The organism is Hyalangium minutum (assembly GCF_000737315.1).
Taxonomy (GTDB): domain Bacteria; phylum Myxococcota; class Myxococcia; order Myxococcales; family Myxococcaceae; genus Hyalangium; species Hyalangium minutum.
In genome coordinates this window covers 668838-695327 of the sequence record NZ_JMCB01000002.1, presented here as the reverse complement: position 1 = coordinate 695327, position 26490 = coordinate 668838, and the positions used below count along the sequence as shown (strand labels likewise).

23 protein-coding genes are annotated in these 26490 nt (G+C 68.2%); 10 read left to right on the top strand and 13 right to left on the bottom strand.

Annotation, left to right across the window (positions count from 1 at the left end; all coding sequences use genetic code 11):
• Positions 1–67: 67 nt before the first annotated feature.
• The 3 genes from DB31_RS06495 to DB31_RS06485 all read right to left on the bottom strand — a co-directional run bounded on the left by DB31_RS06495 (position 68) and on the right by DB31_RS06485 (position 1210).
• Positions 68–514, bottom strand: coding sequence for an Hsp20/alpha crystallin family protein (locus tag DB31_RS06495; protein WP_044183718.1), 447 nt, complete (start codon positions 512–514; stop codon positions 68–70).
• A 146-nt stretch (positions 515–660) separates the two neighbouring features.
• On the bottom strand, positions 661–855 hold the full coding sequence (locus DB31_RS06490; RefSeq protein ID WP_044183715.1) for a CPXCG motif-containing cysteine-rich protein: 195 nt from the start codon (positions 853–855) through the stop codon (positions 661–663).
• Between the two features lie 4 nt (positions 856–859).
• Positions 860–1210, bottom strand: a complete 351-nt coding sequence (locus tag DB31_RS06485) for a DUF309 domain-containing protein (RefSeq protein ID WP_052419760.1) — start codon at positions 1208–1210, stop codon at positions 860–862.
• Between the two features lie 32 nt (positions 1211–1242).
• Here DB31_RS06485 and DB31_RS06480 point away from each other — a divergent pair, with 32 nt between their 5' ends.
• On the top strand, positions 1243–2076 hold the full coding sequence (locus DB31_RS06480) for a GspE/PulE/PilB domain-containing protein (protein ID WP_044183712.1): 834 nt from the start codon (positions 1243–1245) through the stop codon (positions 2074–2076).
• 61 nt (positions 2077–2137) lie between these two features.
• On the opposite strand, the gene DB31_RS06475 is transcribed toward DB31_RS06480, so the two are convergent.
• Together DB31_RS06475 and DB31_RS06470 are read right to left on the bottom strand one after the other, a co-directional pair.
• The gene (locus DB31_RS06475; RefSeq protein ID WP_044183709.1) at positions 2138–3607 is read right to left on the bottom strand and encodes a serine/threonine-protein kinase; all 1470 of its coding nucleotides are present in this window, start codon (positions 3605–3607) and stop codon (positions 2138–2140) included.
• A gap of 36 nt (positions 3608–3643) precedes the next feature.
• A complete protein-coding gene (locus DB31_RS06470) occupies positions 3644–4108 on the bottom strand; it encodes a response regulator (protein ID WP_044183705.1) in 465 nt (154 codons plus the stop codon).
• A 244-nt stretch (positions 4109–4352) separates the two neighbouring features.
• Between DB31_RS06470 and DB31_RS06465 the strand changes: the two genes are divergently transcribed.
• From DB31_RS06465 to DB31_RS06430, 8 genes are all read left to right on the top strand, one after another.
• Positions 4353–4841, top strand: a complete 489-nt coding sequence (locus DB31_RS06465; protein WP_044183702.1) for an NADH-quinone oxidoreductase subunit NuoE family protein — start codon at positions 4353–4355, stop codon at positions 4839–4841.
• A 29-nt stretch (positions 4842–4870) separates the two neighbouring features.
• Complete coding sequence (nuoF, locus tag DB31_RS06460) at positions 4871–6205, top strand: NADH-quinone oxidoreductase subunit NuoF (RefSeq protein ID WP_044183698.1); 1335 nt, start codon at positions 4871–4873, stop codon at positions 6203–6205.
• Entirely contained in the window at positions 6202–6705 is a 504-nt protein-coding gene (locus DB31_RS06455; RefSeq protein WP_044183695.1) for an NADH-quinone oxidoreductase subunit J family protein, read from the top strand. Before nuoF ends, DB31_RS06455 begins: the two co-directional genes overlap by 4 nt.
• A gap of 4 nt (positions 6706–6709) precedes the next feature.
• Entirely contained in the window at positions 6710–7015 is a 306-nt protein-coding gene (gene nuoK, locus DB31_RS06450) for an NADH-quinone oxidoreductase subunit NuoK (RefSeq protein ID WP_044183691.1), read from the top strand.
• Positions 7016–7047: 32 nt separating this feature from the next.
• Positions 7048–9246 carry an NADH-quinone oxidoreductase subunit L gene (gene nuoL, locus DB31_RS06445; RefSeq protein WP_044183688.1) on the top strand — a complete coding sequence of 733 codons (2199 nt, stop codon included), beginning with the start codon at positions 7048–7050 and terminating at the stop codon, positions 9244–9246.
• Positions 9247–10956: a complex I subunit 4 family protein gene (locus tag DB31_RS06440; RefSeq protein WP_044183686.1), complete on the top strand. Its 1710-nt coding sequence runs from the start codon at positions 9247–9249 to the stop codon at positions 10954–10956.
• 15 nt (positions 10957–10971) lie between these two features.
• Positions 10972–12540: an NADH-quinone oxidoreductase subunit N gene (locus tag DB31_RS06435; protein WP_044183683.1), complete on the top strand. Its 1569-nt coding sequence runs from the start codon at positions 10972–10974 to the stop codon at positions 12538–12540.
• A gap of 172 nt (positions 12541–12712) precedes the next feature.
• Positions 12713–13453: a hypothetical protein gene (locus DB31_RS06430; protein WP_044183679.1), complete on the top strand. Its 741-nt coding sequence runs from the start codon at positions 12713–12715 to the stop codon at positions 13451–13453.
• Here the strand turns inward: DB31_RS06430 and DB31_RS06425 are convergent, their stop codons facing one another.
• The 6 genes from DB31_RS06425 to hslO all read right to left on the bottom strand — a co-directional run bounded on the left by DB31_RS06425 (position 13454) and on the right by hslO (position 22322).
• Positions 13454–14254 carry a GNAT family N-acetyltransferase gene (locus tag DB31_RS06425; RefSeq protein ID WP_044183676.1) on the bottom strand — a complete coding sequence of 267 codons (801 nt, stop codon included), beginning with the start codon at positions 14252–14254 and terminating at the stop codon, positions 13454–13456.
• A 473-nt stretch (positions 14255–14727) separates the two neighbouring features.
• Positions 14728–16119: a sigma-54-dependent transcriptional regulator gene (locus tag DB31_RS06420; RefSeq protein WP_044184089.1), complete on the bottom strand. Its 1392-nt coding sequence runs from the start codon at positions 16117–16119 to the stop codon at positions 14728–14730.
• 59 nt (positions 16120–16178) lie between these two features.
• Positions 16179–18692, bottom strand: a complete 2514-nt coding sequence (locus DB31_RS06415) for an ATP-binding protein (protein ID WP_044183673.1) — start codon at positions 18690–18692, stop codon at positions 16179–16181.
• Positions 18689–20605: a selenocysteine-specific translation elongation factor gene (gene selB / locus DB31_RS06410; protein WP_044183670.1), complete on the bottom strand. Its 1917-nt coding sequence runs from the start codon at positions 20603–20605 to the stop codon at positions 18689–18691. Before selB ends, DB31_RS06415 begins: the two co-directional genes overlap by 4 nt.
• Positions 20606–20621: 16 nt before the next feature.
• A complete protein-coding gene (locus tag DB31_RS06405) occupies positions 20622–21299 on the bottom strand; it encodes a phosphoribosyltransferase (protein ID WP_044183667.1) in 678 nt (225 codons plus the stop codon).
• A 129-nt stretch (positions 21300–21428) separates the two neighbouring features.
• Positions 21429–22322, bottom strand: a complete 894-nt coding sequence (gene hslO / locus DB31_RS06400; RefSeq protein WP_044183664.1) for an Hsp33 family molecular chaperone HslO — start codon at positions 22320–22322, stop codon at positions 21429–21431.
• 236 nt (positions 22323–22558) lie between these two features.
• On the opposite strand from hslO, the gene DB31_RS06395 reads away from it, so the two are divergent.
• A complete protein-coding gene (locus DB31_RS06395) occupies positions 22559–23242 on the top strand; it encodes a succinate dehydrogenase/fumarate reductase transmembrane subunit (RefSeq protein WP_044183659.1) in 684 nt (227 codons plus the stop codon).
• Positions 23243–23352: 110 nt separating this feature from the next.
• Here DB31_RS06395 and DB31_RS06390 read toward each other — a convergent pair whose 3' ends face one another.
• Positions 23353–23844, bottom strand: a complete 492-nt coding sequence (locus DB31_RS06390) for a single-stranded DNA-binding protein (protein ID WP_044183658.1) — start codon at positions 23842–23844, stop codon at positions 23353–23355.
• Between the two features lie 241 nt (positions 23845–24085).
• Entirely contained in the window at positions 24086–26320 is a 2235-nt protein-coding gene (dacB, locus tag DB31_RS06385) for a D-alanyl-D-alanine carboxypeptidase/D-alanyl-D-alanine endopeptidase (RefSeq protein WP_044184087.1), read from the bottom strand.
• Between the last annotated feature and the right edge of the window lie 170 nt (positions 26321–26490).

Below are 26490 nucleotides of genomic sequence, written 5' to 3'. Positions count from 1 at the left end.
GTCAGGGTGAGCGTGTGGCGTCCAAACGCCCCTCACCCCGAGCCCACCACTCCCCTACCCCTGCCGCTTAGCCCTGCACCTTCACCTCGATGACGCGGGGCTTGGACTCCTCCTTGCGCGGCATCGTCAGCGTGAGGACGCCGGCCTCGTAGCGGGCCTCCACCTTGCTCGCGTCCACGGTGTCCGGCAGCTTGAAGCTGCGGGTGTAGACGCCGAAGGCGCGCTCCAGACGCTTCGCGCTCTCCTTCTGGGCCACGTCCGCCTTGCGCTCGGAGCGCAGGGTCAGGACGTTCTTCTCCACCTTCACCTCGATGGACTTCGGATCATGCCCTGGCAGGTCCACCTGCAGGGAGACACCGGCCTCGGTCTCGAAGATGTCGGTGGGCGGCGCGAGCTCACGGCCCTGGCGTGCGGCCTGCCCCGTCAACTCCTGGAAGAGCTGGTCGAAGTCCCGCAGGTGACTCGTCACCACCGCGCCATTGCCAAACTCGAACGGATTCCAGCGATTCAGCATGGTCTTCTCCTCTTCGTCTCGCTGAGACAGCGGACGGCTCAAAAAACTCGTTGTTGTTGTGGTCTCGGCGGCCCCCGCCTCTTCGGTGAGCCGCGCTTCGTTAGTCTCAAGAGAACCATGCTTTGAAACGTGTCAAGGCGAGCCGCTCAGTCGTCGTCCCGCCCCAGGCTGACGAAGACCTCCTCCCCGTCTCGGGACACGGAGACCGTCCACGGCCGGCAGCACACCGGGCAGTCTTCCACGTACTGCTCTGAGGACGGCCCTATCGCATCCACCTGCACCTCCACCTCCTCCCCACAGTAAGGGCAGCTCTGCACCTGCTCGTCCGCGAAGGGCTGCATCGATTCACGCCTCCTGTACCGGGTGGAATGTCAGCACGGGGGTGCCGTGGGCGCCTGCCTCGCGCCACTGGCGCACCTGCGACACCAGGACTCCCACGTCGACCCCTTCGCAGGGGGTGGGAAGGGGCTCCAGGCGCTCGAGCGCCCGCCCAAAGAGCGTCCGAGCACCCTCCGCCCGGCCTTCCGTCTGCTTCAGCCAGCCCGCCGCCACCTGGATGAGCCCCTGTAGCAGTGCCCGGCGAGGGCCGGATTCGCGCCTCCAGGCCTCCTCCCAGAGTTCGTGAGCCTCGTACCAACGGCCAGCGTTGAACAGGGCCACCCCCTCGGCCAAGCACTCGCGGAAGTCAGAATTCATCGTTCTCGCGCTCCTGACGTTACACTGGGGCCATGGCCGCACCACCGCCCCCACCGCGCAACCGTATTGGAGAACTCCTCGTCAAGGCCCGCGTCATCGACGAGCTGCAGCTGCGCAGCGCGCTCGCCCGGCATGACCAATGGGGAGGCCGCCTGTCCCGCGTCGTCACCGACATGGGGCTCGCCAAGGAGGAGACCGTCCTCAGCGCCATTGCCCAGGCCACCGGCACCCAGCGCATGACGCTGGGCAACCTCACCCGCGACGCGGGCGCCCTGGCCAAGGTGGATGTCACCATGGCCGAGCAGAAGGGCATCTTCCCCGTCGCCATCAAGGACAACGGCAAGACGCTGGTGCTCGCCATGGCGGACCCCACGGACCTGAACACCGTGGATCAGGTCGCCGCCCGCGCCCGTGCCCGCGTGGTGGTCGTCATCGCCAGCGACCGCGAGATTGAAGCCGCCATCCTGCGCCACTACCGCGGCCAGGAGCCCGTCATGAGCACGCGCTACAGCGGCCAGCGGCGCGCGCTCGAGTCCGCCGACGAGGAGGGGGGGGACGAGTTCAAGGTCGTCGACATGAGCGGCAACACGGTGGTGAAGCGCATCGCCGAGGTTGCCCCCTCGCAGGCCGCCCCCGAGCCCGCCCCCGCTCCGAGCGGTGGCTCCAGCGCCTCGGACCTGCTGGATGAGATTCTGGCGGGCGGCTCCACGGCTCCCGCGGGCTTCACCCCCGAGGAGCTGCAGCGCCTGGAGACGGTGCGAGTGAACCAGGAGAAGAGCTCGAAGATCCTCCGCGCCCTCCTGGAGCTGTTGCTGGAGAAGAACGCCCTCAGCCAGCGCGAGCTGGCCGCGCGCATCCGCTCCTGAAAAGCAGAAGGCCCCCGCCGGTGCTCCGGCGAGGGCCTCGGAAGTCCGAGGGTCCGAGGGCTCAGCCCTCCAGCGACTCAGAGGAGAGGACAAGGTCGCCCTTCTCCAGGTACTCCTTGTCAGGGAACGCCTTGTAGACGTCCTCGAGCATCGCATCGATGTCCGGGTAGCGCTGCGCCTGCTTGTCCTGGGTCATCCGGTCGAAGATGGAGTCCAGGCCCGAGGGCGCGTCGGTGTTCACCTCGGAGGGCAGCGGCGAGCGGCGGCCCGGAATCTGCCCGGTGAGCATCTCGTAGAGGAGGATGCCCAGGCCGTACACGTCCGCCGCGGGGCCCGCGTCCTTGGAGCGGTGGATGAGCTCGGGGGCCATGTAGACCATGCCGCCGGTGCCCATGAAGACCTGCGGCATGCCCTTGGTGGCATCCACCTCGATGACGCGCCCGAGGCCGAAGTCCGCCAGCTTCGCGTTGCCGTAGCCGTCGAAGAGGATGTTCTCCGGCTTGAGGTTGTGGTGCGTGAGCCCCGCGTTGTGGGAGGCGCGCAGGCCGTAGGCCAGCTGCAGGAACCAGCGCAGCGCGTGCTGCACCGGCACGCCCTTGCCACCGCCCGCCTCCAGCTTCTCCTTGAGGCTGCCGCGCAGCAGCTCCACCACGAAGTAGGGCCGCGCCGAGTCCACGTTCTGATCGATGATCTGCGCGATGCCCGCGTGGCGCACCTGGGCCTGGGCGCACAGCTCCTTCTTCAGGCGCTTGAGCACCTCACCGCGCTGCAGGAAGGAGAAGTAGCCGAAGATGTCCTTCAGCTCCTTGATGGAGATGTCCAGCCCCAGCGAGTTGAAGCGGCCCTTGAACACCGTGCCCAGCGGGCCAGAGCCGATGGGGTCGAACTTCTGGTAGCGCATGTCCAGCTCGATCCCCTTCGGGGCGGCCGGCGCAGCGGGAGAGGCGGCGGGAGGGGGCATGGAGGGGGACAGCGGCGAGGTGATGGACGGAATCGGAGCAGTGGTGGGGATGGACGCCGTGATGGGCGCGCTCACAGGAGCCACGGCGGGCATGGGCGGGATGATGGGCTCCACCGTGGGCAGCGCCGTGCGTGAGGCCCGCGCCGGAGGCAGCGGAATGGGCGGCGGCGCCGAGGCCCGGCTCAGCTCGGCCTCCTCGGGCTCCGGAGGCGGGGGCGGCAAGTACGTGCTCAGGTCGTCGCCGGCCTGGGTGGCCTCCTCCTCGCCGAGGATCTGATCGGCGAAGAACTCGCCCACCTCCGTGGAGAACTTCTCCAGCGCGTCGCCGTCCACCACCCGCTCACCCTGGTCGGTGAGCTTGAGCTGGGCCTCGCGATCCATCGCGATGTAGTGGAACTTGCGGAGGAAGAAGAAGTAGCTGTCGAACTCGAGGGACACGGACGGCTCGAGCGCGGCCTTCACATCGGCCAGCTTGTTCGAACGTCCCAGGCGCCCGTTCTCCCTCAGGTTGCGGAGGATGAACAGGGCCTCGCCACTCACGGTATCGCGGTTGACGGCGGGCTTGAGCATGGGGGCGCGACTCTACGTCGGCTCCCGGCCCGGAGGCTACTTCCCGATATGCAAGAGTTGCTTCACCGTCTCCAGGACTTCCACGAAGCGCACCGGCTTGCGCAGGAAGATGTCCACCCCCAGCTGCATGGCCCGGTCCTGGGCCTCCTTGCCGCCGGCGGAGATGGCGATGATGGGGATGTTGCGCAGATTCTCTTCCTCGCGGATGCGCTCCACCAGGGCGAAGCCGTCCATGACGGGCATATAGAGGTCCGTCATCACCAGGCTGAAGCGCTGCTCGTGCAGCAGAGCCAAGGCGTGGTGCCCGTCCGGGGCGAAGTGCACCTCTAGAGGCACTTTGCCCGCCAGCTCCCCGCTCGCCAGCTTCTTCAGGACGTAGGCGTACATCTCGATGATGTGCGGGTTGTCCTCGACGATGAGCACACGGTAGCCCTCGGGATCGATGCCCGTGGGAAGCGTTCCGCCGCTGTGAGGTCCCGCCGCACTCAAGTTGTCACCCAAGCGCCGACTTGTACCGGATCCGGGGGCCTCGGAAAAGAAAGTGCCTCCAGACTCCTACTCGCCGTGAACGCTCGCCCGGCCCTCGGCCCGGGTCCCGGCGCTGATCCAGTGGCCCGGGGCGGCCTTCCGGACGGGCCCATCACAAGCGCTTGAAATCGCTGCGCGATTGGCTGATGGCTGTCCCAAGGAACTTCGAGGGTTTATGTTGACAACCCTGCCACCGGGGCCTTACGAAGCGCCCGCCATGGCGGAGCCCCTGTTCACCTCTGAAGAGCAGAAGAAATTCGACGCGGGGATCGCGGAAATCCTCTCCCATTACCCTCCGGATCGTAAGAGTGCAGGCATGCTGCCCGCCCTGCGGCTGCTGCAGGATCTGAAGGGCTGGCTGCCCCCCGAGGGCATGCGGTTGGTGGCCAAGCACCTGGAAGTCACGCCGGAGCGCGCCTATGAGGTCGCCAGCTTCTACGTGATGTACCACCTGAAGCCGCCCGGGAAGTACGTCATCGACGTGTGCACCAACCTCTCCTGCGCGCTCTGGGGCGCGGAGAAGATGCTCGCCTACCTGGAAGAGAAGCTCGGGCTGACGGCGGGCGAGGCCAACGAGAAGTTCACCCTGCGGGAGACGGAGTGCCTGGCCTCGTGCGGCACCGCACCCTGCCTGCAGATCAATGAAGAGCATCACGAGAGCCTCACGAAGGCGAAGCTCGACGACATCCTGGCGAAGCTCAGCTGATCGGCCCTCCTCCAAGGAACCAGACTGCAATGGCGACAACGGCCTTTGAACCGATCATCTCCGGCGCGTGGGGTCAGCCCAAGTCCTGGACGCTGGACCACTACCGCAAGCGCGGAGGCTACGAGGCGCTGAAGAAGGCGCTGGACATGGCGCCCGCGGCCATCATCGACGAGGTGAAGAAGTCCAACCTGCGCGGGCGCGGCGGCGCGGGCTTCCCCACGGGACTGAAGTGGAGCTTCGTCCCCAAGGACAGCCCCAAGCCCAAGTACCTCGCGGTGAACGCGGACGAGTCCGAGCCGGGCACCTTCAAGGACCGGTACATCCTCGAGCTGGATCCGCACATGATGCTCGAGGGCATCGCCATCGCGTCGTACGCGCTGGGCGTGCACACCTGCTACATCTACATCCGCGGCGAGTTCAAGTTCCCCGCCCAGCGGACGCAGGAAGCCATCAACGAGGCGTACAAGGCCGGCATCTTCGGCAAGACGGTGCTGGGCAAGGACTTCCACCTCGACTGCTACGTGGTGCGCGGCGCGGGCGCCTACATCTGCGGCGAGGAGACGGCGCTGCTGGAGAGCCTCGAGGGCAAGAAGGGGTGGCCCCGGCTGAAGCCTCCGTTCCCCGCGGTGGTGGGTCTGTTCGGCTCCCCCACGGTGGTGAACAACGTGGAGACGCTGGCCAGCGTGCCGCACGTCTTCTCGCGCGGCTCGGATTGGTACGCCAAGCTCGGCACGGACAAGTCCGGCGGCACCCGCCTGGTGTGCCTGTCCGGCACGGTGAACCGCCCCGGTGTCTACGAAGTGGACATGGGTACCACCATCACCCAGCTCATCTTCGACGATAAGTACGGGCGCGGCATGCCCGCCGGGCGCAAGGTGAAGGCGGTCATTCCGGGCGGCTCCTCGGCGCCGGTGCTGGGCGCGGACGAGCTGGACGTGGCGCTGGAGTTCGAGGCGCTCAAGGTGAAGCAGACGATGGCCGGCTCGGGCGGCGTCATCGTGATGGATGACAGCTCGTGCATGGTGCGCTGCCTGTGGCGCGTGGCGCGCTTCTACGCCGAGGAGTCCTGCGGCCAGTGCACCCCGTGCCGCGAGGGCACGCCGTGGCAGACGCGGCTGCTGCGCAAGATTGAAGAGGGCCGCGGCGAGCCGAGTGACTTGGAGCTGCTCAGCAACGTGGCCTCCTCCATCGCGCCCTACCCGCCGATCGGCCTGGGCAACACCATCTGCGCGCTGGGTGACGCGGCAGCGCTGCCCACGCACTCGTTCCTCATGCGGTATCGCGCCGAGTTCGAGGCGCACATCCACGAGAAGCGCTGCCCGTTCGGCGACAAGCCCTGGGGTGCGTTCGGAGACTGGTCTTGAGCATCGAGCACATCCTCTTCGGAGCGTTCGCGGTCCTGACGCTGCTGTCGGCGGCGCTGGTCATCTTCGCCAAGAGCCCCATCAGCTCGGCGATGGCGCTGGTCTCCACCTTCTTCTTCCTGGCGGGCGTCTACGTGCTGCTGTGGGCGCACACCGTGGCGGCCCTGCAGGTGCTCGTGTACGCGGGCGCCATCATGGTGCTGTTCCTGTTCGTCATCATGCTGCTGAACCTGGGAGATGAAGCGCCCAGCGCGCGGATGACGTTCTCGCGCATCCTGGGCGGCGGCTCGGCGGTGGGCCTGCTGGCGGTGCTGTCCCTGGCGCTGGCCCGGGTGCCCAAGGACGTGGCCTCACTGGGCGGCAACGAGCAGAGCTTCGGCACGCTGAAGACGATTGGCCAGGCCATCTTCACGACGTGGCTGCTGCCCTTCGAGGCGGTGAGCTTGCTGCTCCTGGTGGCGATGGTGGGCGCGGTGGTCGTCGCCAAGTCGAGGATCTAACTCCATGTACCCCATCCCCTGGTTAGCCCTGTTTCTGGCCGCCGCGCTGTTCTGCCTCGGCATGTTCGGCGTGCTGGTGCGCCGCAACGCCCTGGTGGTGTTCATGTGCGTGGAGCTGATGCTCAACGCGGCGAACCTGACGTTCCTCGCCTTCGCGCGCATGCGCGGTGACGACATCGGCCACATCTCCGCCTTCTTCGTCATCGCGGTGGCCGCCGCCGAAGCCGCCGTGGGCCTGGCCATTGTCATCGCCGTGTTCCGCAGCCGAGGCAGCGTGAACATCGAAGACATCAAGACGATGAAGCACTGACGCGGTCCCCCGCCCTTCGAGAGCTTCCTCCTATGGACTTCTCCAGTCTCCTCAAGACCGCGCCCATCGCCCCGGACGTGCTGTCGCAATCGCTGTGGATGATCATCGCCCTGCCGCTGCTGGGCGCGTTCATCTGCGGCGTGTTCGGCAAGATGCTGGGCCGGGCCAACGTACATCTCATTGCCTGCTCCGCCGTGGCAGGCTCCTTCGTGCTGGCGGTGCTGGCGTTCTGGGCCACCAGCCACACGGACAGCGGCGTGCCCGTGTCCGTGATGAACACCTTCGGCGGCTCGCCGGCGCGCTACGCCCTGTGGAATGACCTGGGCACGTGGTTCAGCGCGGGCGACTTCCGGGTGAACTTCGGGCTGCTGGTGGACCACCTGTCCGGGACGCTGCTGCTGGTCATCACCGGCGTGGGCTTCCTCATCCACCTGTACTCCACCAGCTACATGGAGCACGACGAGGGGTACTGGCGGTACTTCGCGTACCTCAACCTGTTCGTCGCGATGATGCTGACGCTGGTCATGGCCGACAACCTCGTCCTGCTCTTCGTGGGCTGGGAGGGCGTGGGCATGGCGAGCTACCTGCTCATCGGCTTCTGGTACAACGACGCGGCCAAGGCGTGGGCGGGCCGCAAGGCGTTCATCACCAACCGCATCGGCGACTTCGCGTTCCTCATCGCCACGTTCCTCATCGTCATTCTGGTGGGCGCCTTCTCGCGTCAGGCCAGCGACGCGGACCTGCAGCCGGTGGGCAGCACCACGGGCCGGTATGTGGCCGGCCTGGACCAGCGCGGCCCCGTCACCTTCCAGGGCCTGGAGACCTTCGCTCGCGCCATGCCCGAGGCCAGCGGCGCGGTGAAGCTGGACACGCCCATCAACTCGGGGCCGCTCGAGGGCCGCACCTACGGCGGCGTGCTCACGGTGGCCATGCTGCTGTTCCTCCTGGGCGCGGCGGGCAAGAGCGCCCAGCTGCCCCTGTACGTGTGGCTGCCGGACGCCATGGCCGGCCCGACGCCGGTCTCCGCCCTCATCCACGCGGCGACGATGGTCACCGCGGGCGTCTACCTGTTCAGCCGCATGAGCTTCCTGCTGGTGCTCAGCCCCACCGCCATGGCGGCCATCGCCATCGTGGGCGCGGCCACCTCGCTGCTGGCGGCGCTGATCGCCTTCGCGCAGGACGACATCAAGAAGGTGCTGGCCTACTCCACCGTGTCCCAGCTCGGCATCATGTTCATGGGCGTGGGCATGGGCGTCTTCTGGGCGGCGGTGTTCCACCTCGTCACCCACGCGTTCTTCAAGGCGTGTCTGTTCCTCGGCGCCGGCAGCGTGATGCACGGCAACGGGGACGAGACGGACATCAAGAAGCTGGGCGGGGTGCGCAAGGAGATGTTCTGGACGTGGCTCACGTTCTTCATCGCCACGGCGGCCATCACCGGCATCATCCCGCTGTCCGGCTTCTTCTCGAAGGACGCCATCTTCCACGGCGTGCACCACAACCACCTGCACGGCCTGGAGTGGGTGTCCAAGGTGCTCTACCCGGTGGGCGTGGGCATCGCGATGTGCACGGCCTTCTACATGACGCGCCTGTACCTGCTGACGTTCGAGGGCAAGCGCTCGCCCGAGGCCAAGCTGGCGCACGCGCACGAGAGCTCCTGGTACATGACGCTGCCGCTGTTCATCCTGGCGGTGCTCAGCATCGGCTCGGCGGTGTACGCGTTCGCGCTGCTGCCCAACTCGCCGCAGGCGCTGATGGAGAACTTCCTCAGCCCGGTGTTCAACGCGGCCAACCGCATCGCCAGCCAGGCGGGCACGGTGGAGCTGGACACCAGCAAGCCCACCTTCGGCGACTACGGGTTCGCCTGGGTGTGCGTGACGATTGGCGGCGCGGTGGCGGCGTTCCTGTACCTGAAGTTCTTCCCGTCCTGGGGAGAGAAGCCGGCCCCGGCCTTCGCGCGCGTGGTGCGCCGGGTGGCGCAGAACAAGTTCTACGTGGATGAGCTTTACGAGTTCCTCATCATCCGCCCGGTGAAGTTCATGAGCTTCGTGCTCTTCCGCGTCGTGGACGCGCTGCTCATCGACACGGTGGCGGTGCGCGGCACGGCATGGGTCACGGCTCGCGTGGGCAGCGCGCTGCGCTACCTGCAGACCGGTGATGCGCAGGCCTACGCCGCGGTCATGGCGCTGGCCCTGCTGGGCGGTGTGCTCTACGCAATCCTCAAGGTGTTCTAAATGGGCTTCTTCGACACCCACCTGCTGAACATCGTCATCTTCCTGCCGCTCGTGTTCGCGGCCCTGGTGGTGCTGCTGCCCCAGGGTGAGCACGGGCAGATCCGCACCGTCACGCTCATTGGCATGCTGGTGGACCTGGTGTTCGGGGTCTGGGCCTATTTGCGCTACCTGCCGGGCGGCCCCGAGTTCCAGCTCGAGTACCGCGTGCCGTGGTTCACCGAGTTCGGGCTGAGCTACCACGTGGGCATGGACGGTATCGCGGCGAGCCTGCTGCTGCTCACCGTGTTCCTCGGGCCCCTCGTGGTGCTGGCCTCGCAGACGTACATCAGCCACCGCATCAAGGAGTTCCACCTAGCGCTGCTGGTGCTCCAGACGACGATGCTGGGCGCGCTGGTGTCGCTGGACGTGCTGCTCTTCTACGTCTTCTTCGAGGCGATGCTCATCCCCATGTACCTGATGGTGGGCGTGTGGGGCGCCGAGGATCGCCAGATGGCGGCGGTGAAGTTCTTCCTCTACACCCTGGCCGGCTCGCTGCTGATGCTGGTGGCCATCGTCGCGGTGTACTTCATCGCGGGCGGCGCCGGTGAGCGCTCGTTCGACTACGCCTCCATCTACAACGCGCTCCTAGGTGCCAACCAGGAACTGGCCCGCTGCACCGCCGCGGGCTCGTGTGACAACGTCAGCGGCCTGGCTCGCACGCTCCATACTTGGGGCCCGGTGATGTTCGCCGCGTTCGCGATCGCCTTCGCCATCAAGGTGCCGATGTGGCCGGTGCACACGTGGCTGCCGGATGCGCACGTGCAGGCACCCGTGGCGGGCTCCATGATTCTGGCCGGCGTCATGCTGAAGATGGGCACCTTCGGCTTCTGGCGCTTCGCCATCCCGCTGTTCCCGGTGGCCACCCAGCAGGCCCGTCCGCTGCTCGCCACGCTGTCGGTGGTGGGCATCGTCTACGGCGCGCTGATGTGCCTGGCGCAGCGGGACATCAAGAAGCTCATCGCCTACTCGTCCGTGAGCCACCTGGGCTACTGCATGCTGGGCATGCTGGCGCTCACCGCCGAGGGCGCCACGGGCAGCGCGTACCAGATGCTGAACCACGGCGTGTCCACGGGCGCGCTGTTCCTCCTGTTCGGCTTCCTCTACGAGCGCCGCCACACCCGCCTCATGGCGGACTTCGGTGGCATCGCCAAGGTCATGCCGGTGTACACGGCCTCGTTCCTCATCATCACCTTCTCCTCGGTGGCGGTGCCGGGCACCAACGGCTTCATCGGTGAGTTCCTGGTGCTGCTGGGCACCTTCAAGAGCAGCCTGCACCCGGCGTTCGGCGTGTTCGCCACCACGGGCGTCATCCTCGGCGCGGCGTACATGCTGTGGATGGTGCAGAAGGTGTTCTTCGGCAGCCTCACCCACCGCGAGAACCAGTTCCTGCCGGACATCAACCTGCGCGAGTTCGTCACTGTGGCGCCCTTCCTGGTGCTGGTGCTCGTCATGGGCCTGCAGCCGCAGCCCTTCCTGGACCGCCTGGCGCCCTCCACCAACCGCTTCATCGCCCGCGCCAGCGTGGGCACCCCGGGCGCCACGCCGGACCAGAACCAGCTGCCCATCCAGGTCATGCCGCTGCCCGCCGAGAAGACGGCGGCCGCACCCCTCCGTCCCTCCAGTCCGCTCGCCGCCGCTCCGGCCGCCGTCCTCCCGACGGCCCAGCAGTAAGGACCCCCTCCCGCCATGAACCTGCCCAACATCACCTCGGCAGACTTCCTCCCGCTGCTGCCGGCCATCCTCCTGGTGGCCGGAGCGTGCGTCCTGCTGCTCTCGGAGGTCTTCCTCTCCGCCACCTCGTCGCGCGCCTACCAGGCGGTGCTGACCGCGGGAACCGCCGCCCTGGGCGGCATCCTCTCCGTGTGGCTGATGTTCCAGCCGGCGCAGAAGGTGTTCCTCGGGTACGCGGTGCTGGATCCGTTCTCCAGTTTCCTCTCGCTCATCCTCTGCGTGGGCCTGGGGCTGGCCGCCCTGAGCTCCGCGGGCTTCCTGCACCGGCGCGGCGCCGAGCGCGGTGAGTTCTACGCGCTGATGATGTTCGCCACCGCAGGCATGAGCCTGCTGGCCATCTCCAACGAGCTCATCACCATCTTCGTCAACATCGAGGTGCTCTCCATCGGCACCTATGCCCTTACCTCATACCTGCGCCGCGGCACGCGGCCCAGCGAGGCGGGCTTCAAGTACTTCATCCTGGGTGCGTTCTCCTCGGCGGTGCTGCTGTACGGCGCGGCGCTGCTCTACGGGGCCACCGGCACCACGATGCTGTCCCAGCTGACCCAGAACCTGGGCCAGGCGGTGGTGGACCACAAGGCGCTGGTGTACTGCGGCGTCATCCTGGTGGCCTCGGGCTTCGCCTTCAAGGTGGCCGCCGTGCCCTTCCACATGTGGACGCCGGACGTGTACGAGGGCGCGCCCACCCCTGTCACCGCGCTCATGAGCGCCGGCGTGAAGGCCGCGGCCTTCGCCGCCCTGGTGCGCGTGTTCCTCTCGGTGAGCAAGGGCATGGATCCGCAGGTGCCCTTCATCATCTTCTCCACGCTCGCGTTCCTGACGATGATCGTCGGCAACCTGCTGGCCATCCCGCAGCGCAACGTGAAGCGCATGCTGGCGTACTCCTCCATTGCCCACGCCGGCTACCTGCTGGTGGGCGTGGCCGCCCTCTTCGTCACCCACCCCAAGGCGGGCTTCTCGCTGCTGGGCTCCACCGCGCTCAACGAGGGCGCCACGCTGGACGTGGCCAAGGCCCAGGCGGACGCGCTGCGCGGCATCCTCTTCTACCTGCTGGCCTACACCGTCACCGCCGTGGGCGCCTTCGCCCTCGTCTCCGCGCTCGAGCGCCGCGAGGATGAGGACAAGGGCACGGCGTGGGACCTGGACCGCTTCAGCGGGCTCGCGCAGCGCCGGCCGGGCTGGGCGTTCGCGATGGCCGCCTTCATGCTCTCGCTGGGCGGCATCCCTCCCACCATGGGCTTCATGGGCAAGCTGCTCATCTTCCGCAGCGCCGTGGACACGGGCCTCATCGGTCTGGCCATCGTGGGCGTGCTCTCCAGCGCGGCCGGCGTGTACTACTACCTGCGCGTCGTCGTTTACATGTTCATGCGGCCCGTGCCCGAGGGCGCTCACACGCTGGAGCGCAACTGGGGCACCGAGCTCACCTTGGTGCTCTCCACCGCTGCCGTGGTGGTGCTGGGCATCCTCCCGGGCTCGCTCACCGAGTGGCTCACTCAGGCTGGCAGCCTCTTCGGAGGCCAGTAGTCCCCACGCCCACCGGTCCCGTTTCACCCACGCCCGTCCTGGCCCCGTGCCTGGACGGGCGTCGTCTTTTCAACCCTCGCTTCCGCCCTGCGGGCAGGCAGACGAGCCTGCGCCCCTGGCGCTTTGCGCCGCCCACCCCGCGCTCCACCTTTGGCCCGGGAGGAGTCTCCGCATGTCGTTTTCGGAGGAGCTGGGGCGGATCATCGGCGGCATCTGGGGGCCCGCCGTCCGGGTGGGAGCAACGCTGCGGCATGCGCGGCTCCTGCACCCCGAGGGCATCACCTACCGTGCCGAGGTGAAAATCATCACCCCGCGCGAGAGCCTCCAGCCGGTGGCCTCGCGTCTGGCGGGGCCTGCACTGGTGCGTTTGTCCACGGCCCTCTGGCGCGGACAGCGCGAGTGGCCGGATGTCCTCGGGCTCGCGGTGCGCCTGCGCTCGGAGGAGGCCGTCACCGAAGAGCCCTCGCCAGGCGATCAGGATCTGCTCTTCGCCACCGTGCGCTCCCCGTGGACACTGGGGCTGGCGCCGTTCTCCACGGACACCCATGACTTTCTGGAGAACGACTACTACGCGGTGTCCCCCTTCCTGGTGAACGGATTGGGCCGGGCGAAGCTGCGCGCCGTGGCCAGCCACGTGGACGCCCCGGGACACAGCCGGGTGGAGCGGCTCGAAGCCGCGCGCCGCTCGGGGCAGGCCCGCTTCACCTTCGAGGTGCGTCCCCTCCGAGGCGAGGCCGCTGGCCGCTGGTATCCGCTGGTGGAGCTGCGGCTGCTGGAACAGGTGGAGCTCCCTCCGGCCACGCTGCGCTTCTGGCCCTACCGCAACGGGCGCGGCATCACCCCCGTAGGCTTCGTCCACTCGCTGCGGCTCTCCCCCTACCGGCAGAGCCAGGAAGCGCGGAGCCTGCACTGACTACGAGGCCAGCAGCCCCTGCAGTTGGAGCGTCTCCATGACAACGGCCGCCCCCGCGGCCCGCAGCACCTCCGCGAGCGGCGCGTCGTCCGTCACGGCCACGTGGAGCGCCTCGACACCCGAGCGGCGGAAGGCGTCCTCGAGCAGCGCGCGCGCATGTCCCGGCGTGGCCGCGAAGAACGGAAAGAGCACCCCCCCCTGACGCAGGTCCATCATCCCCAGGCGCATCGGCTCGAGAGCTCCGGGCTGGTGCAGCCGCAGCAACTGGTGCGAAGCCCGCTTCGAGAACCGCGCCAGCTTCTCCGGCATCATCTGGAAGGCCGCCGTGAGCGGTGCCCACTCGGACTCCACCACGGGCACCACCTGGAGGCTCTCGGGCGCGGCGGGGAGCGCCGCCACCTGGGCCCGGGAGACCGTCAGCGACACCGCCTCACGCAGCGGCTTCATGCCGAAGGAGCCATAGAGCGCGAGCGCCGCGGTGTTGTCCCGCTTCACGTTCAGGCCCCAGCGTGTGCAGCCTCGGGCCCGGAAGTGCGCCGCCACCTCCTGCATCATCCGCCGGCCCAGCCCCTGCCGTTGGGCGGCCCCATCCACCACGAGCTGCACCACGTAGCCCAGGTCCCCCAGCACATCCGCCGCCACGTACGCCACGGGTCCCTGAGGCCCATCATGGAATTGCGTGAGGGGCATGAGCTCCGCGGCCCACACCTCGGGAGAAGGAGGCGGCTCGCGCACCCCGAGCTCCAGGAAGAGCCGAGCGAAGACTGCGTAGTCCGCGGGAGTGCCAGGCCTCAGTGCCATAAAATGAAGGCGGCCCGGCACCCCAAAAGGGAGCCGGGCCGCGGGTCTTCATAAGTGACTCACCGGAAGTGCTGAAGGGGTGGGGGGGAACCTCCTTCAGCCTCGCTTCGATGCGTCCCGAGGAGTGTCTTAGCAGCCCGCGTGCCAATGCCAACGACGGGGTGAATTCTAGTTCTCTCAGGCACTTAGAGGATCAGCCTGCTTCGGAGCGGGGGTTTTATTTCAAGTTCGCGATTGCAGCGCTGAAACCCAGCTTGCAGATCTGAAGATTGGAGAAGTCATTTCAGATTTGAAATGCCGCTTCCCCTCCGCCCCTCGTCTTTTCAGACGCTTACAGGCTCGGAAGGCCGCCCAGCCCCGCCGCCGTGTGACAGCGTTTTCAGGGCTGAAAAGCTGAAGCACTTCCTGGGGGTTGTTTCATCCACTGGGAGACGGTGGTGATGTTTCCGCCCGTCTCACCCGCCCACGCCTGCCTACTTGCCCTGAGGATCGCTCCCCGGGCCCGTCTCTGGCAATTTGATTCGCTTCATCTTGCGCCAGAGCGTCGTGGAGGAAACGCCCAGCTCGTCGGCCACGCGGGCCAGGTCCTTCTGGTGGCGCTCCAGGGCCTGGAGGATGGCGCGGCGCTCGGCCTCCTCCACCACCTCGGCCAGGGTGTGCGTGGGGCTGCCCGGAGCCCTCGCGGCGCTGGCCAGCTCCGCGGAAGTGGGCGTCAGCTGCCCCTGGGCGCGGACCGGGAAGTCCTCGGGCATGAGCTCGTCGCCCTCGGCCAGCGCGGCGGCCTGCTCCACCAGGTTCTCCAACTCGCGAACGTTGCCCGGGAAGCTGTAGTCCATCAGGTGTGCCACGGACGAGGAGGACAAGCTCCGGGGCCGGGAGTTGCGCTCGTTGGCGCGCTTCAAGAAGTGCTTGGCCAGGTCCTGGACGTCCTCCAGGCGCTCGCGCAGCGGGGGCACCCGCAGTGTCACCACGTTGAGGCGGTAGTACAGGTCCTGCCGGAAGCGCTTCTCGCGGACTTCCACCTCGATGTCGCGGTTGGTGGCGGCGACGATGCGCACGTCCACGCGCACCGAAGTGGACTCGCCCACGCGGCGCACCTCGCCCTCCTGCAGCGCGCGCAGCAGCTTGGACTGAAAGGCGGGGCTGGTCTCCGTCACCTCGTCGATGAAGAGGGTGCCGCCGTCCGCCTCCTCGAAGAGGCCGCGCCGGGCCTTCACTGCGCCGGTGAAGGCGCCCTTGGCGTGGCCGAACAGCTCGCTCTCCAGCAGGCTCTCGGAGATGGCGGCGCAGTTGACGGGCACGAAGGGCTTGGAGCTGCGCCGGCTGTGGGTGTGCAGCGCGCGCGCCACCAGTTCCTTGCCGGTACCGCTCTCGCCCTGAATCAGCACAGTGGCATCGCTCTGGGCCACGCGCAGCAGGCGGCTCTTCAGCTCGCGCATGGCGGGGCTGGCGCCCACCAGCGCATTGAGGTTGTGGCGCTGGTTGAACTCGTCGGCGAACAGGTTCACCTGGGACAACAGCCGCGAGCGCTCCAGCGCCAGCTCCACGCGGTGGCGCAGCACCCCGTCCTTGAAGGGCTTGGTGATGTAGTCGTACGCCCCCAACCGCATGGCCTCCACCGCGCTGTCGATGGAGCCGAAGGCCGTCATGACGATGACCTGCAGCCGGGGCGCAACCTCCATCGCCTTCTTCAGCAGCAACAGGCCGTCCATGGGCTCCATCTTCAGGTCCGTCAGGAGCACATCCACGCTGTGCTTGGCCAGCAGGTCGAGCGCCTCCTGCCCCGTGCCGGCCTGAAAGACGGAGTAGCCCTCGGTGCTCAAGACCAGAGCAGTGGTCTTGCGCATGTTGTGCTGGTCGTCCACCACGAGGACACTTCCGCGGCTCGGAAGAGGAGTGGAACTGGGAGGGATGATGGCGTCAGTCACTGGAGAGAAGGTGGAAGGAAGGGTAGCCGGATCGTGAAGGTCGTGCCACGGCCTGGAGCGCTATCGACAGAAATTTCGCCCCGGTGTTCATCCAGGATGCGGCGGACCACGGCGAGCCCCAGGCCGGTGCCCTGAGCCTTGGTGGTGAAGAAGGGCTCGAACACCCGGTGAAGCAGCTCGGGGGGGATGCCCATGCCCTTGTCCGAGATGTCGATGCGCACATGGTCTCGGTTGTCGTGCAGCTCCCGGCGGGCGCGCACCGTCACCTCGCCGCCCTGAGGCATGGCGTGGACAGCGTTGACGGCCATGTTGACGAGCGCCTGCCGAATCTGCCGACGGTCGATGTGCACGGGCGGCAGTTCGGGCTCGACCTCGACCCGGAACGTGACGGCCATGGCGCCGGGACCGGCCAGCCCTCGGGCCGCCTCGAGCGCGTCGTACAACACGCGACTCACCTCCTCCGGCTGGAGGATGGGGTCTCTCGGCCGGGCGTAGTCGATGAGGTCCGCGACGATGCGGTTGAGCCGGTCGCTCTCCTCCGAGAGGATGTCCAGCAGCATGGCCGCATCGCCCTGCACCTTGAGCAGACGTCGCAGCGTGGTGACGGCGTTGTTGATGACGCCCAAGGGGTTGCGCACTTCGTGGGCGACAATGGCGGACAGCTCGCCCAGGGCGGCCAGGCGCTCGCGCTTGACCATCTCCGCACGGGCGGCGGCCAGCTCCGCGTAGGACATCCACAGCGACTCGTACAGGCGCGCGTTGGCGATGGAGAGGGCCAACTGGCCACAGGTGGCTTCCGCCAGTTCGATGATCTCGGGGCCGAACATGCGCGGCCCCCGGGTGTCGTCCACGATGACCACGCCGATGAGCTCGTCCCGGGACGTCATCGGCAGCCCGAGGACGGCCTTCTCCTCGAAGCGTCGGGCCAGCTCGTCGTTGTAGCCGCCGGGCGTCATCTCCAGGTCCTCGATGGCGATGGGGCGGCGGTGCCGGGCGACGTGGGCCGACAGGCTGTCCCCATCCAGAGGAATCTTCACCGAGCGGAAGAAGTCGCGGTGGGTGGCGGAGCTGGCGGCGCCTCGCAGCACCTTGGCAGGCTCCTCGTAGAGGAGGATGTAGCAGTTGGACACGTCCAGCAGGCGGACGAGGAAGTCCGCCGCCACATCCAGGATGCCCGCCGGGTCCAGCACGCCCGCCGTGGTCCGGGCCAGCTCCAACAGCAGCTTGGTCTCGGAGAGCTGCCGCGCGGACTCGGCGCGCAGGCGGTGCTGCTCGAGCAGCGTCACCAACAGCTCGACCAGGGTGCCCAGCAGCCGCAGGTCCTGCACCTGGAAGGGCTTGCCGGGCGCGCGCAGCAGTTGGAGCGTGCCGCACACCTTGCCACCGCGGGTGATGCGCACCGCCGCGCCACTGCCGAACCTGCCTCCCGAGACCTCACGGAGCGCCAGCTCCTCGGACGGTCCCGAGAGCCTTCCCCGCTCGGCCTTCATCGCCGCGTCGGCGAGGACGTGCCCCAGGGAGAGCGCCATCTTGCCCGGCTCCTCGGCCCGGAGACCGAAGTGCGCGACGGGGGCCAGCGCGGCTTGAGGCTTCTCCTGGATCAGCAGCAGGGCTGCGTCCGCGGAGAGCAGCGCCGTCAGCCGTTCCAAGAAGGCCTCGGGGCTGGGAGGCACGGGCTGGGCAACGAAGCGCGCCACCTCCGCCAGCGCCTGCAGCTCCCACTGATCTCTCGTGCGCTCAGCCTGCACCCGCGCCTCGGAGAGCGCGGTGCCCACCACCTTGGCGAAGAGCGCCAGCGCCGAGCCGTGCGCCGGATCGAGCCCCGGCCCATCCACCCACAGCACGCCGTGCCGCGCATCGCCCAGAGGGAGGTAGACGTGGCTCGCCTCGGTGGCGTTCGTGCCTCCGTAGATGGCGCGCCCCTCACTGAGCGCCTCGACGGCCAGCGACGCATCGGTGCGGGGAACCTCCACGGCCGAGGAGGTCATCATCCTCCCATCCCAGCTGAGGAAGCTCGCGCGGAAGCCAGCGGACGAGAGCCCCTCCAGGGCGACACGGCGCACGTCCTCCGCGGAGTGCGCGCTGACGAGCCGGGCGGAGGTCTCCACCAGGCGCTCTGCAATGGCCAGCACAGGGGGGCGATCGGGCATCTCGTGAATGTTAATGAGGAGCCCGCGCGCGCCGTCCTCAAGCTTGATCTCTTGCGAGTAAGTGGACACATCGTGCATCCGCCCATCCGCGGAGGGCATCAGGCGCCGGAGGGTCTTGGAGGTGGGGACCTGCCCGTCGAAGAACATCTGGAAGCGCATCGCCAGCCGGCTGCGCTCCTCCTGGTTGACGAAGTTCAGGAAGGTCTGGCCCTCCACTTGCTCGCGAGACATGCCGACCAGGCGGAGGTAGGCCTCGTTCGCCAGCCACAGCAGGTGAGGGGCCGTCACCACGACGATGGGGTGGCTGAAGGCCTCGATCAGGGCGCGCAGGGCTGCCTGGCTGTAGGGTTGCTCGCTCATCCTCGCCGCAGGGTCCGCTTCTCACCGACTCGCAGAGTTACCTTCTCCCGGTCGAAGTATTCCGACAAGGGGATGACGAACTTCCGGCTCTGGCCCACCATTTCCTTGAAGGCCTGGGTGGAGATCTCTTTCTTCTCTCGCAGGTAAGCCACGAGCCGCTCTCGCAGAGCAGTCAGCGCCCCCGCTTCGAAGTGGAGCTCATCGCTCACCCGGACGATGGCTCCTTCTGACACCATCACCTTGAGCAGCTCCTGCAGCCGGGGCACGGGAAACTGAAGCTTCTGCGCCAGCTCGTTGAAGGTCGGAGGAGCCAGCGCCGCGGCGGCCAGCTCCGCTGCTACCCGCGCCCGGGCGCCCTCGTCACTGACCGTGAGGGTGCGTCCCCGGCCCTTGAGCCGCATCACTTCCTTGTCCAGCTCCGCCTTGCCCGTGTCCACCAGCGCCTGCGCCACCCGCTGGAAGATGCGAGGGTCCAGCTCCGCGGAGAGCCGCTGACGCAACTCCTCGCGAGAGAGCCCCTCGCGCATCGGCTCTCGCTCGTGGAAGGCGGCCAGCAGCGCGAGGGCTCGCTTCTGGAGCCCCTCGAATACCTCGCCCGAGAGGTAGAGGCGCTTGTCGCGATCCACCAGCAGCGCCGCGCCTCGCGAGCCCAGCAACTCCAGCGTCCGGGTGAGCACCTTGGGCGGCAGCGCCGAGCGGCCGAACAGCTCCGCCTGCGTGAGCCCTCGGTAGCCCGCCTGCCGCAGCAGCCACGTGACGTGCCCGCTCGCGTCCGCCTCCAGCAGCGGGGCTACGACCTCGGAGGCCCCCTTGCGGCGCCGAGGCGGAGCAATGGCCAGCACCCTCCCCCCGGCTACGGTGGCGCCCCGGCCGGGCAGCGCGCGCGAGCCTCGAAGGATGAAGCGCTGGCCCACGAGCGCGGCCAGGGGCGCAGCGAGCCGGAGCTGGGCCAGGCCCGTCTCTCCAGGCTCCAGCTTCTCCAGGTCCAGCAGGGCCACGGTGGCCTCCACCTGCGCGGTGCCCAGGTGCAGCAGCAGCTTGCGCCGCCGGGGCAGCGGCTCCTCCACCGCAGGGAGCAGGCTGAGCTCCACGTCCAGCATCCGCGTCTCCGGCAGCTCGCCGGAGCGAACCAGCACCATGCCGCGATCAATCTCGTCGGGCTCCACGCCCACCAGGTTCACCGCGGTGCGCATGCCCGCGTGGGCCTTCGGCGCGGCCTGCCCATGCACCTGGATGCCTCGCACCCGGAACGGCCCCGGGCGTCCGGGAAGCAGCGCGGCGCTCTCTTCCACTGACAAAGTGCCGGACAGCAGCGTGCCCGTCACCACGGTGCCAAAGCCCTTGATGGTGAAGACGCGATCCACGGGCAGGAAGACGGGCCCATCCGAGGGGCGCTGAGGCAGGCCCTGGGCCGCGCGAGTCAGTGCGGCGCGCAGCTCCGGCAGCCCCGCGCCCGTCTTGGAGGAGCACGGCACCACGGGCGCGCCCTCCAGGAAGGTGTCCGCGGTGAGAGCCACCAGATCCGCCTTCACCAGCGCGAGCCACTCCTCGCCCAGCTCCGCCAACAAGTCGCTCTTGGTGAGCGCGATGACCCCGGCCTTCACGCCGAGCAACCGGCAGATGTCCAGGTGCTCGCGTGTCTGGGGCATGACGCCCTCGTCCGCGGCCACCACCAGCACCGCGAGGTCCACGCCGCCAGCGCCCGCGGCCATGGCCTTCACGAAGCGCTCGTGGCCGGGGACGTCCACCACGCCCGCCAGCGTGCCGTCATCCAGCGTGAGGTGGGCAAAGCCCAGCTCCAGGGTGATGCCCCGGCGCTTCTCCTCCTTCAGCCGGTCCGTGTCGATGCCGGTGAGCGCCTTCACCAGGGACGTCTTGCCGTGGTCGATATGGCCCGCCGTCCCGATGATCATCGCGCGTGTCCGCCTCCTAGGCCCCCGCCTGATCGGGGTCCACGTCGTCGGCGAGCTCCGCTCCCCCCGTCACGGGCTCATAGTCCCAGGGGAAGACGATGAACGCCGCGGTGGACAGGGCGCAGAAGTCGGGCGTGTAGCTCTCGGGGCGCGCGACCATGACGGCGGTCATCACCTCGCGGGCCCCCACCTTGCGCGCCAGCGTGCTGGCCAGCTCCAGCGTGTCGCCGCTGGCCCCCACGTCGTCCACGATGAGGACGCGGCGCCCCTTCAGCTCTCGCGGCATCTCCCCAGAGAGCTGGAGCTTCTTCGAATCGCCCCGGTCCCGGCTGCGGCGGGTGAGGCGCACGGGGAAGAACTCGCAGCCGAGCGCACTGGAGAGGGCCCCGCCCACGAAGACGCCTCCGTGGGCCACGCCCACCACGGCCTGCGCCTTGTAGGACTGGCCAATGGTGCGCGCCATCTCCTGCACGGCCCGGTCGAAGTCCGCCCACGACAGCTCCTTCACAGAGGAGCGCTGCCGGGACTGATCTCTCCCGGTGGGCATGCGAGGCGCCTCGGCTTGAGGCGCCAGCACGACGTCCGATGGGATGGAGACGAGCTTCTCCGCCTCTTGCGGTTTGGAAGGATTGGGCGAGGGCTTGCCCTTCCTGGAGGACTTTCCCTTACCAGGCACTGCCCGCTTGGTAGCCACGGATGGAGACTCCAGCTGAGGTGCTGCTCCGTCATACCTTGAGCGAAGGCCCAGGGCTACCCCCCGCGTAGGTCGCCGGGGGTGTCGCGAGTCCGCTCGCCTGGGGGCGCACGGCCTGTCTCTCTCTGTTTACTGCCCGGCTTCCTTCATCAGCTCGCGGATCTCCTCACTGGGGATGACATAGTGTGTCGTGCAGAACTGGCACGTCACCTCCGCCTTCCCCTCCTTCTCCAGCAGATCCGTCAGCTCCTCGCGGCCCATGGCCATGAGGGCGGTCTTCACCCGCTCGCGGCTGCATGTGCAGGTGAAGCGCAGCGGGTAGCGGGACATGACCTCCAGGTCCGTCCGTCCGGGCAGCAACGCCTTGAGCAGCGCGGAGCCCCCCTCGGCGGCGTGGGCCTGAAGCACCTCGTGGAAGCGCGCCTTGACCTGGGCCCCGAGCGCCTGAAAGGCCTCCCGGTCCCCGTTCGGCAGCGGCTGGAGGAGCACGCCCGCCACGATGCCCAGGGGCTCTGGAGCGCCATTGCCCGGCGTGGGCAGCTGCGCCAGCGTCAGCTGGGTGGCCACCTGGTCGGAGAGGCCGAAGTAGCGCTCCAGGTCCTCGGCGAAGTCGAAGCGCTCCAGCTCCACCGAGGAGCGGTAGTACTCGCCGCTACCGGTGTCGCGCAGCACGGAGATGAAGCCCTTGTTGCCCAGCACGGGGCGCCAGCGGTACCCGCCCTCGGCGCCCATGTGGGCCACCAGTGGGTTCTTCGTGTAGCCGCGCACCACCCCGGCGGTGTCCCCATCCACGAAGAAGCCGCGCAGCGGCCCATCGCACTCCAGCTGAATGTTGATGCGGGTCTCGCCCTTCTGCAGCGCGCCCATGAGCGCGGCGGCGGTGAGTCCCTGCGAGAGGAGCGCGGCCGAGGCGGGCAGGCTCTTGTGCGTGGCCCGCGCCTGGCGCGACAGCTCCGAGGTGAGCGCGAGCACCACGCGCACATCCACGTCTTTCAACAACCCACTGATGAGTTCATCGGCCATAAGGAGAGGCTGTAGCGTGCCCAACACCGCCGCGCTCGCCAACGAAGAATGCGTCCGGCCCCCTGCCCGCCCTAGGAGGAGTTTCTGGACCGAGGCATCGGCCCGGCTTATGCCTCCAAGCGCCCTGACTGCCACCTGGGCTGGCGGATCCCAGCCCCTGAGCCGCCAGGACGCGTTATAACCCCCGCGCGACCCACCTACCCGCGGAGTCGTCCCCCGCGCGTTGCCGGAGTCCTATGAGCACCGAAGCCGCTGCCCTCCCCCAGAAGACACCGCTCCTCCAGTCCCGCCTGGGGTCGTTCCTGGCCATCTTTCCGTTGACCCTCTGGGTGATCAACCACCTGTGGGACAACTTGTCCGCCTTCTACGGGGCCACGGCCTGGGAGAGCGCCGTCACCACGTACGCGCACCCGTTCTCGCAGGCGCTGGCGTTCATGGTCTCGCTGCTGCCGCTGCTGTTCCACACGGGCTGGGGCCTGGTGCGGATGTTCAGCTTCAAGCCCAACAACCTCGCGTACAACAACTACGGCAACCTCAAGTACATCCTCCAGCGCGTGAGCGCCCTGGGCGTGCTGGCCTTCCTGGGCGCGCACATCTGGAAGGCGTTCCTGGCGCCGCGGCTGCTGCACGGCCAGGCCGAGGCCTTCAACGACATCGCCCGGGAGATGCGCTTCCACGGCCCCACGCTGTTCGTCTACGTGCTGGGGACGCTGGGCACGGCGTACCACATCGCCAACGGCGTCCAGAACTTCTGCATGGCGTGGGGCATCTTCGCCAGCGAGCGCTCCATGCGGCGCTTCGAGCCGGTGGTCATCATCATATTCCTGGTGCTGCTGGCCATGTCCTGGGGCGCCATCTTCGCGCTCTTCCAGGCCGGTGAGGCCTTCGGCCCCGGCGAGGGCATGCAGATCGAGATGTAGCGGGAGCCCCTCGGGGGCTCCGTCGAAGGCTGTAACGCAAGGAGCCCCGCGTTCCCGTGCTGCATGGGAACCGGGGCTCCAGTGTTTGCGGGGGTGCCCTGAGCCGCGGCCTAGAACGGGATGTCGTCCTCGCCGTTGCCGCCGCTCTGGTTCATGCCGCCATCATCCACGCCCGGAGGAGGCCCGCCGAAATCATCGCCCCCGCCGCCGCGCGAGTACGAGCCTCCGCCGCGCTGGCCGCCGCCCGCGCCCGCACTGGCGCCACCCTCACGCCCGCCCAGGAAGGTGACTGCGGTGGCCACCACCTCGGTGGTGTAGTTCTTCCGGTTCTCCTTGTCGGTCCACTCGCGCGTCTGCAAGCGGCCCTCGACGTAGCACTGGCGGCCCTTCTTCAGATACTCGCCGCACAGCTCGGCCAGCTTTCCCCAGACGACGATGCGGTGCCACTCGGTCCGCTCCTGCTTCTGCCCGTTCTTGTCGTTCCAGCTCTCGCTGGTGGCGATGCGGAAGTTGGCGACCGCCTGACCGCCCGGGGTGAAGCGCACCTCGGGGTCCGCTCCGAGGTTGCCAATGAGGATGACCTTGTTGACGCCTCCTGCCATGACTGCCCTGCCTTTCGATAGCCAGCCCACCTCGGGCCAGCCGCTCGGTAGCCGCTCCACCACGGAGCGGCGCCAATCCACCGGGTTCAGCACCCAGCGAACACCTGTACAGGTATACACGAACCAAGCCGGGCGCGGAACCCGGCGAGTATGCCGGGCGCGCTCGGGTCCTCGGCTGCTTGCTTGGAGCGGCAAGAGTCCTGAAATGATCCGGGGATAGGAGCCCGGACCCTTCCAGTTCCTACCCGCCGGGACGCGTCTCGGCCGTCCGCGACGTACCAGGCCCCACCGGAACTGCCGAGCCCGGACCCGACACCTCCACGGAGTCCGGCGCCCGAGGCGCCTTCTGCTCGGCCACCTTCTGAGAGAGCGTGGCATCCAGGTTGCGCACGAACGTCACCAGGGCCGGATCCGAAGCGCCGAGCTGCTTGCGCAGGGACTTCCAGAACGGATGGTCCGCATCGCCCACCTGCACCAGCCCACGGGCCAGCAGCGATACCGCCACGTCCCGCTCGCCGTTGCCCGCCTCGCGCAGCGCCCCCACGAGCTCCTCCGGCGCGGTGCGAGCCACCTCACCGAGCGCCTGGGCCAGCTCCGTCTCCGCCGGCCCATCCCCGCGCGACGCACCCGCCAGCTCCACCACGCGAGAGAGTGCCTCCGCGTTCCCGCCCGCCGCCAGCTCCACCATGCTGCCCACGCCGGGCACATCCACGGACAGCTCCCGCGCCACCGCGCGCAGCCGGCCGTACACGTCACCGCTCGCGGAGTAGCTGTCGAGCAGCGTACGAGCGCCCAGGTAGTCGCTCGGGTTGGACTGGTAGAGGCTGTCGGCCAGCACCGCACGCACTGCCGGGTCGCGCTCGCTGCGCCAGGCCGTGCGGAGGAAGCTGATGTTGCGCTGGTCGCGCTGCTTGCCCAGCTCCATGTACGTCTTGATGCGGCTGGCCACCGCGGCCAGCTCACTGCCGGGCCGAGCGCTGTCGGACAGCGCCGCCACCGCGCGCGAGGGCCCCAGGGACGAGCCCGTGGCGGCCACTGCCGCGCCCAGCGCATCCAGCCCCTGCACCACGGGGCCCGAGCGGCCGGGGTAGTCATTCACCATCATCGAGAAGACGAACAGCTCGCCACCGGTGGCCTGCACGTAGCCGCTCAGGGCGGAGACGTTCTCCAGCGTGCCCGTCTTGGCGCGCAGGCGGCCCACGGCCTCACTGCCCTCGAAGCGGTACTTCAGCGTGCCGTCCTTGCCGGCGATACCGACGGAGGACAGGTACTCGGGAGCCAGCGGGAAGCGCTGGTACATGTAGCGCAGGATGCGCGTCATCTGCGTGGCGGAGAAGCGGTTGCTGTCATTCAACCCGCTGCCGTTCTTCATCACGTACGAGCCCGGAGGAATGCCCACCTCGCGCTCGAGGAACGACTCCACCACTTCGATGCCCTTCTGGAAGCTGCCGGGCGTGCCCTTCACCTCGGCGCCCATCGTCTTGAGCAGCGTCTCGGCCACGAAGTTGTTGGACAGCTTGTTGAGCCGCTTGAGGATGAGGTCGAACGTGTCCGACTGGGCCACGTGCACGAGCTTGGCCCGCGTGGGCGCCAGGCCCTGCTTCACCTTGCCCTTCACCTTGATGCCGCGCGTCTTCAGCATCTCCTTCAGCGTGTAGCCGAAGTACATGGGCGGGCTGTCGATCTTCTTCCACACGCTCACCACGCCCTGCTCGGCGGAGACCTGGCCCTTGACGATGATCTTCTGCTTGTCGCCGAAGGGCTTGCTGGCCACACCCACGCGCCGGGCCAGCCGGCCGCCTGTGGTGAGGTTGTTCTCCACCACGAAGAAGTCGCTGGAGGGCTCCATCTCCACGGAGCCTTTGGCCCCCTGAGCGGTGCCCGGCCGCAGGTAGATGGCCGTAGCGTTCCAGTTCAGGCTCACCGCGCCCGTGGGCGCCATGTACGCACGGTCCGACTCCTCCTGGTCATAACCGGGCGGCGTGCGCTCCGGGTCGAACCACGAGTCGTCGACGATGATGTCCTGCACCTCGCGCAAGCCCGCGTGCATCAGCTCGGAGACCACGCCGTACAGGCGCTCGGTCGTCATGGACGGGTCGCCCTTGCCGCGCACGTAGAGCGTCTTGACCTTGCCGTCCAGCGGCAGCTCCGTGTCCACGAGGAACTCGGTCTCGTAGCGGAACTCGGGCCCCAGCGTCGCCAGCGCTGCGGCCGACGTCACCAACTTCACGTTCGAAGCCGGGTTGAGCAAGTCGTCCGGGTTCTGGCTGAACACCACGGAGCTGTCATCCAGGCTCTGGATGGAGATGCCCACGCGGCTGGCCTTGAGCGGCGTGCGTTGGAGGACGTCGAGCAAGGCTGTCTTGAGCGCCTCGCGCTCGGCCTTCTTGTCGGCCGGGGCTGCGTGAGCTGCGGGAAGCGAAAGAATGATCGCGGCCGTCGCGGCCAAGAGGGCTCTGGCTCGATGAACCTGCACACGGGCTCCGGGGAAGTCGCGCGCCATCATGAGAAGCCGATCTCGGAAGTTCAAGGGAGGAAGAGTAGGCGCAGCCCTGGCTGGGCGCTTGCTCATCCGCCAGGCGAAGTTGCAATGCCGAGGATGTAGACTTTTCTTCATCAGGCAGTCGTCGATGCGCACCTGCAACC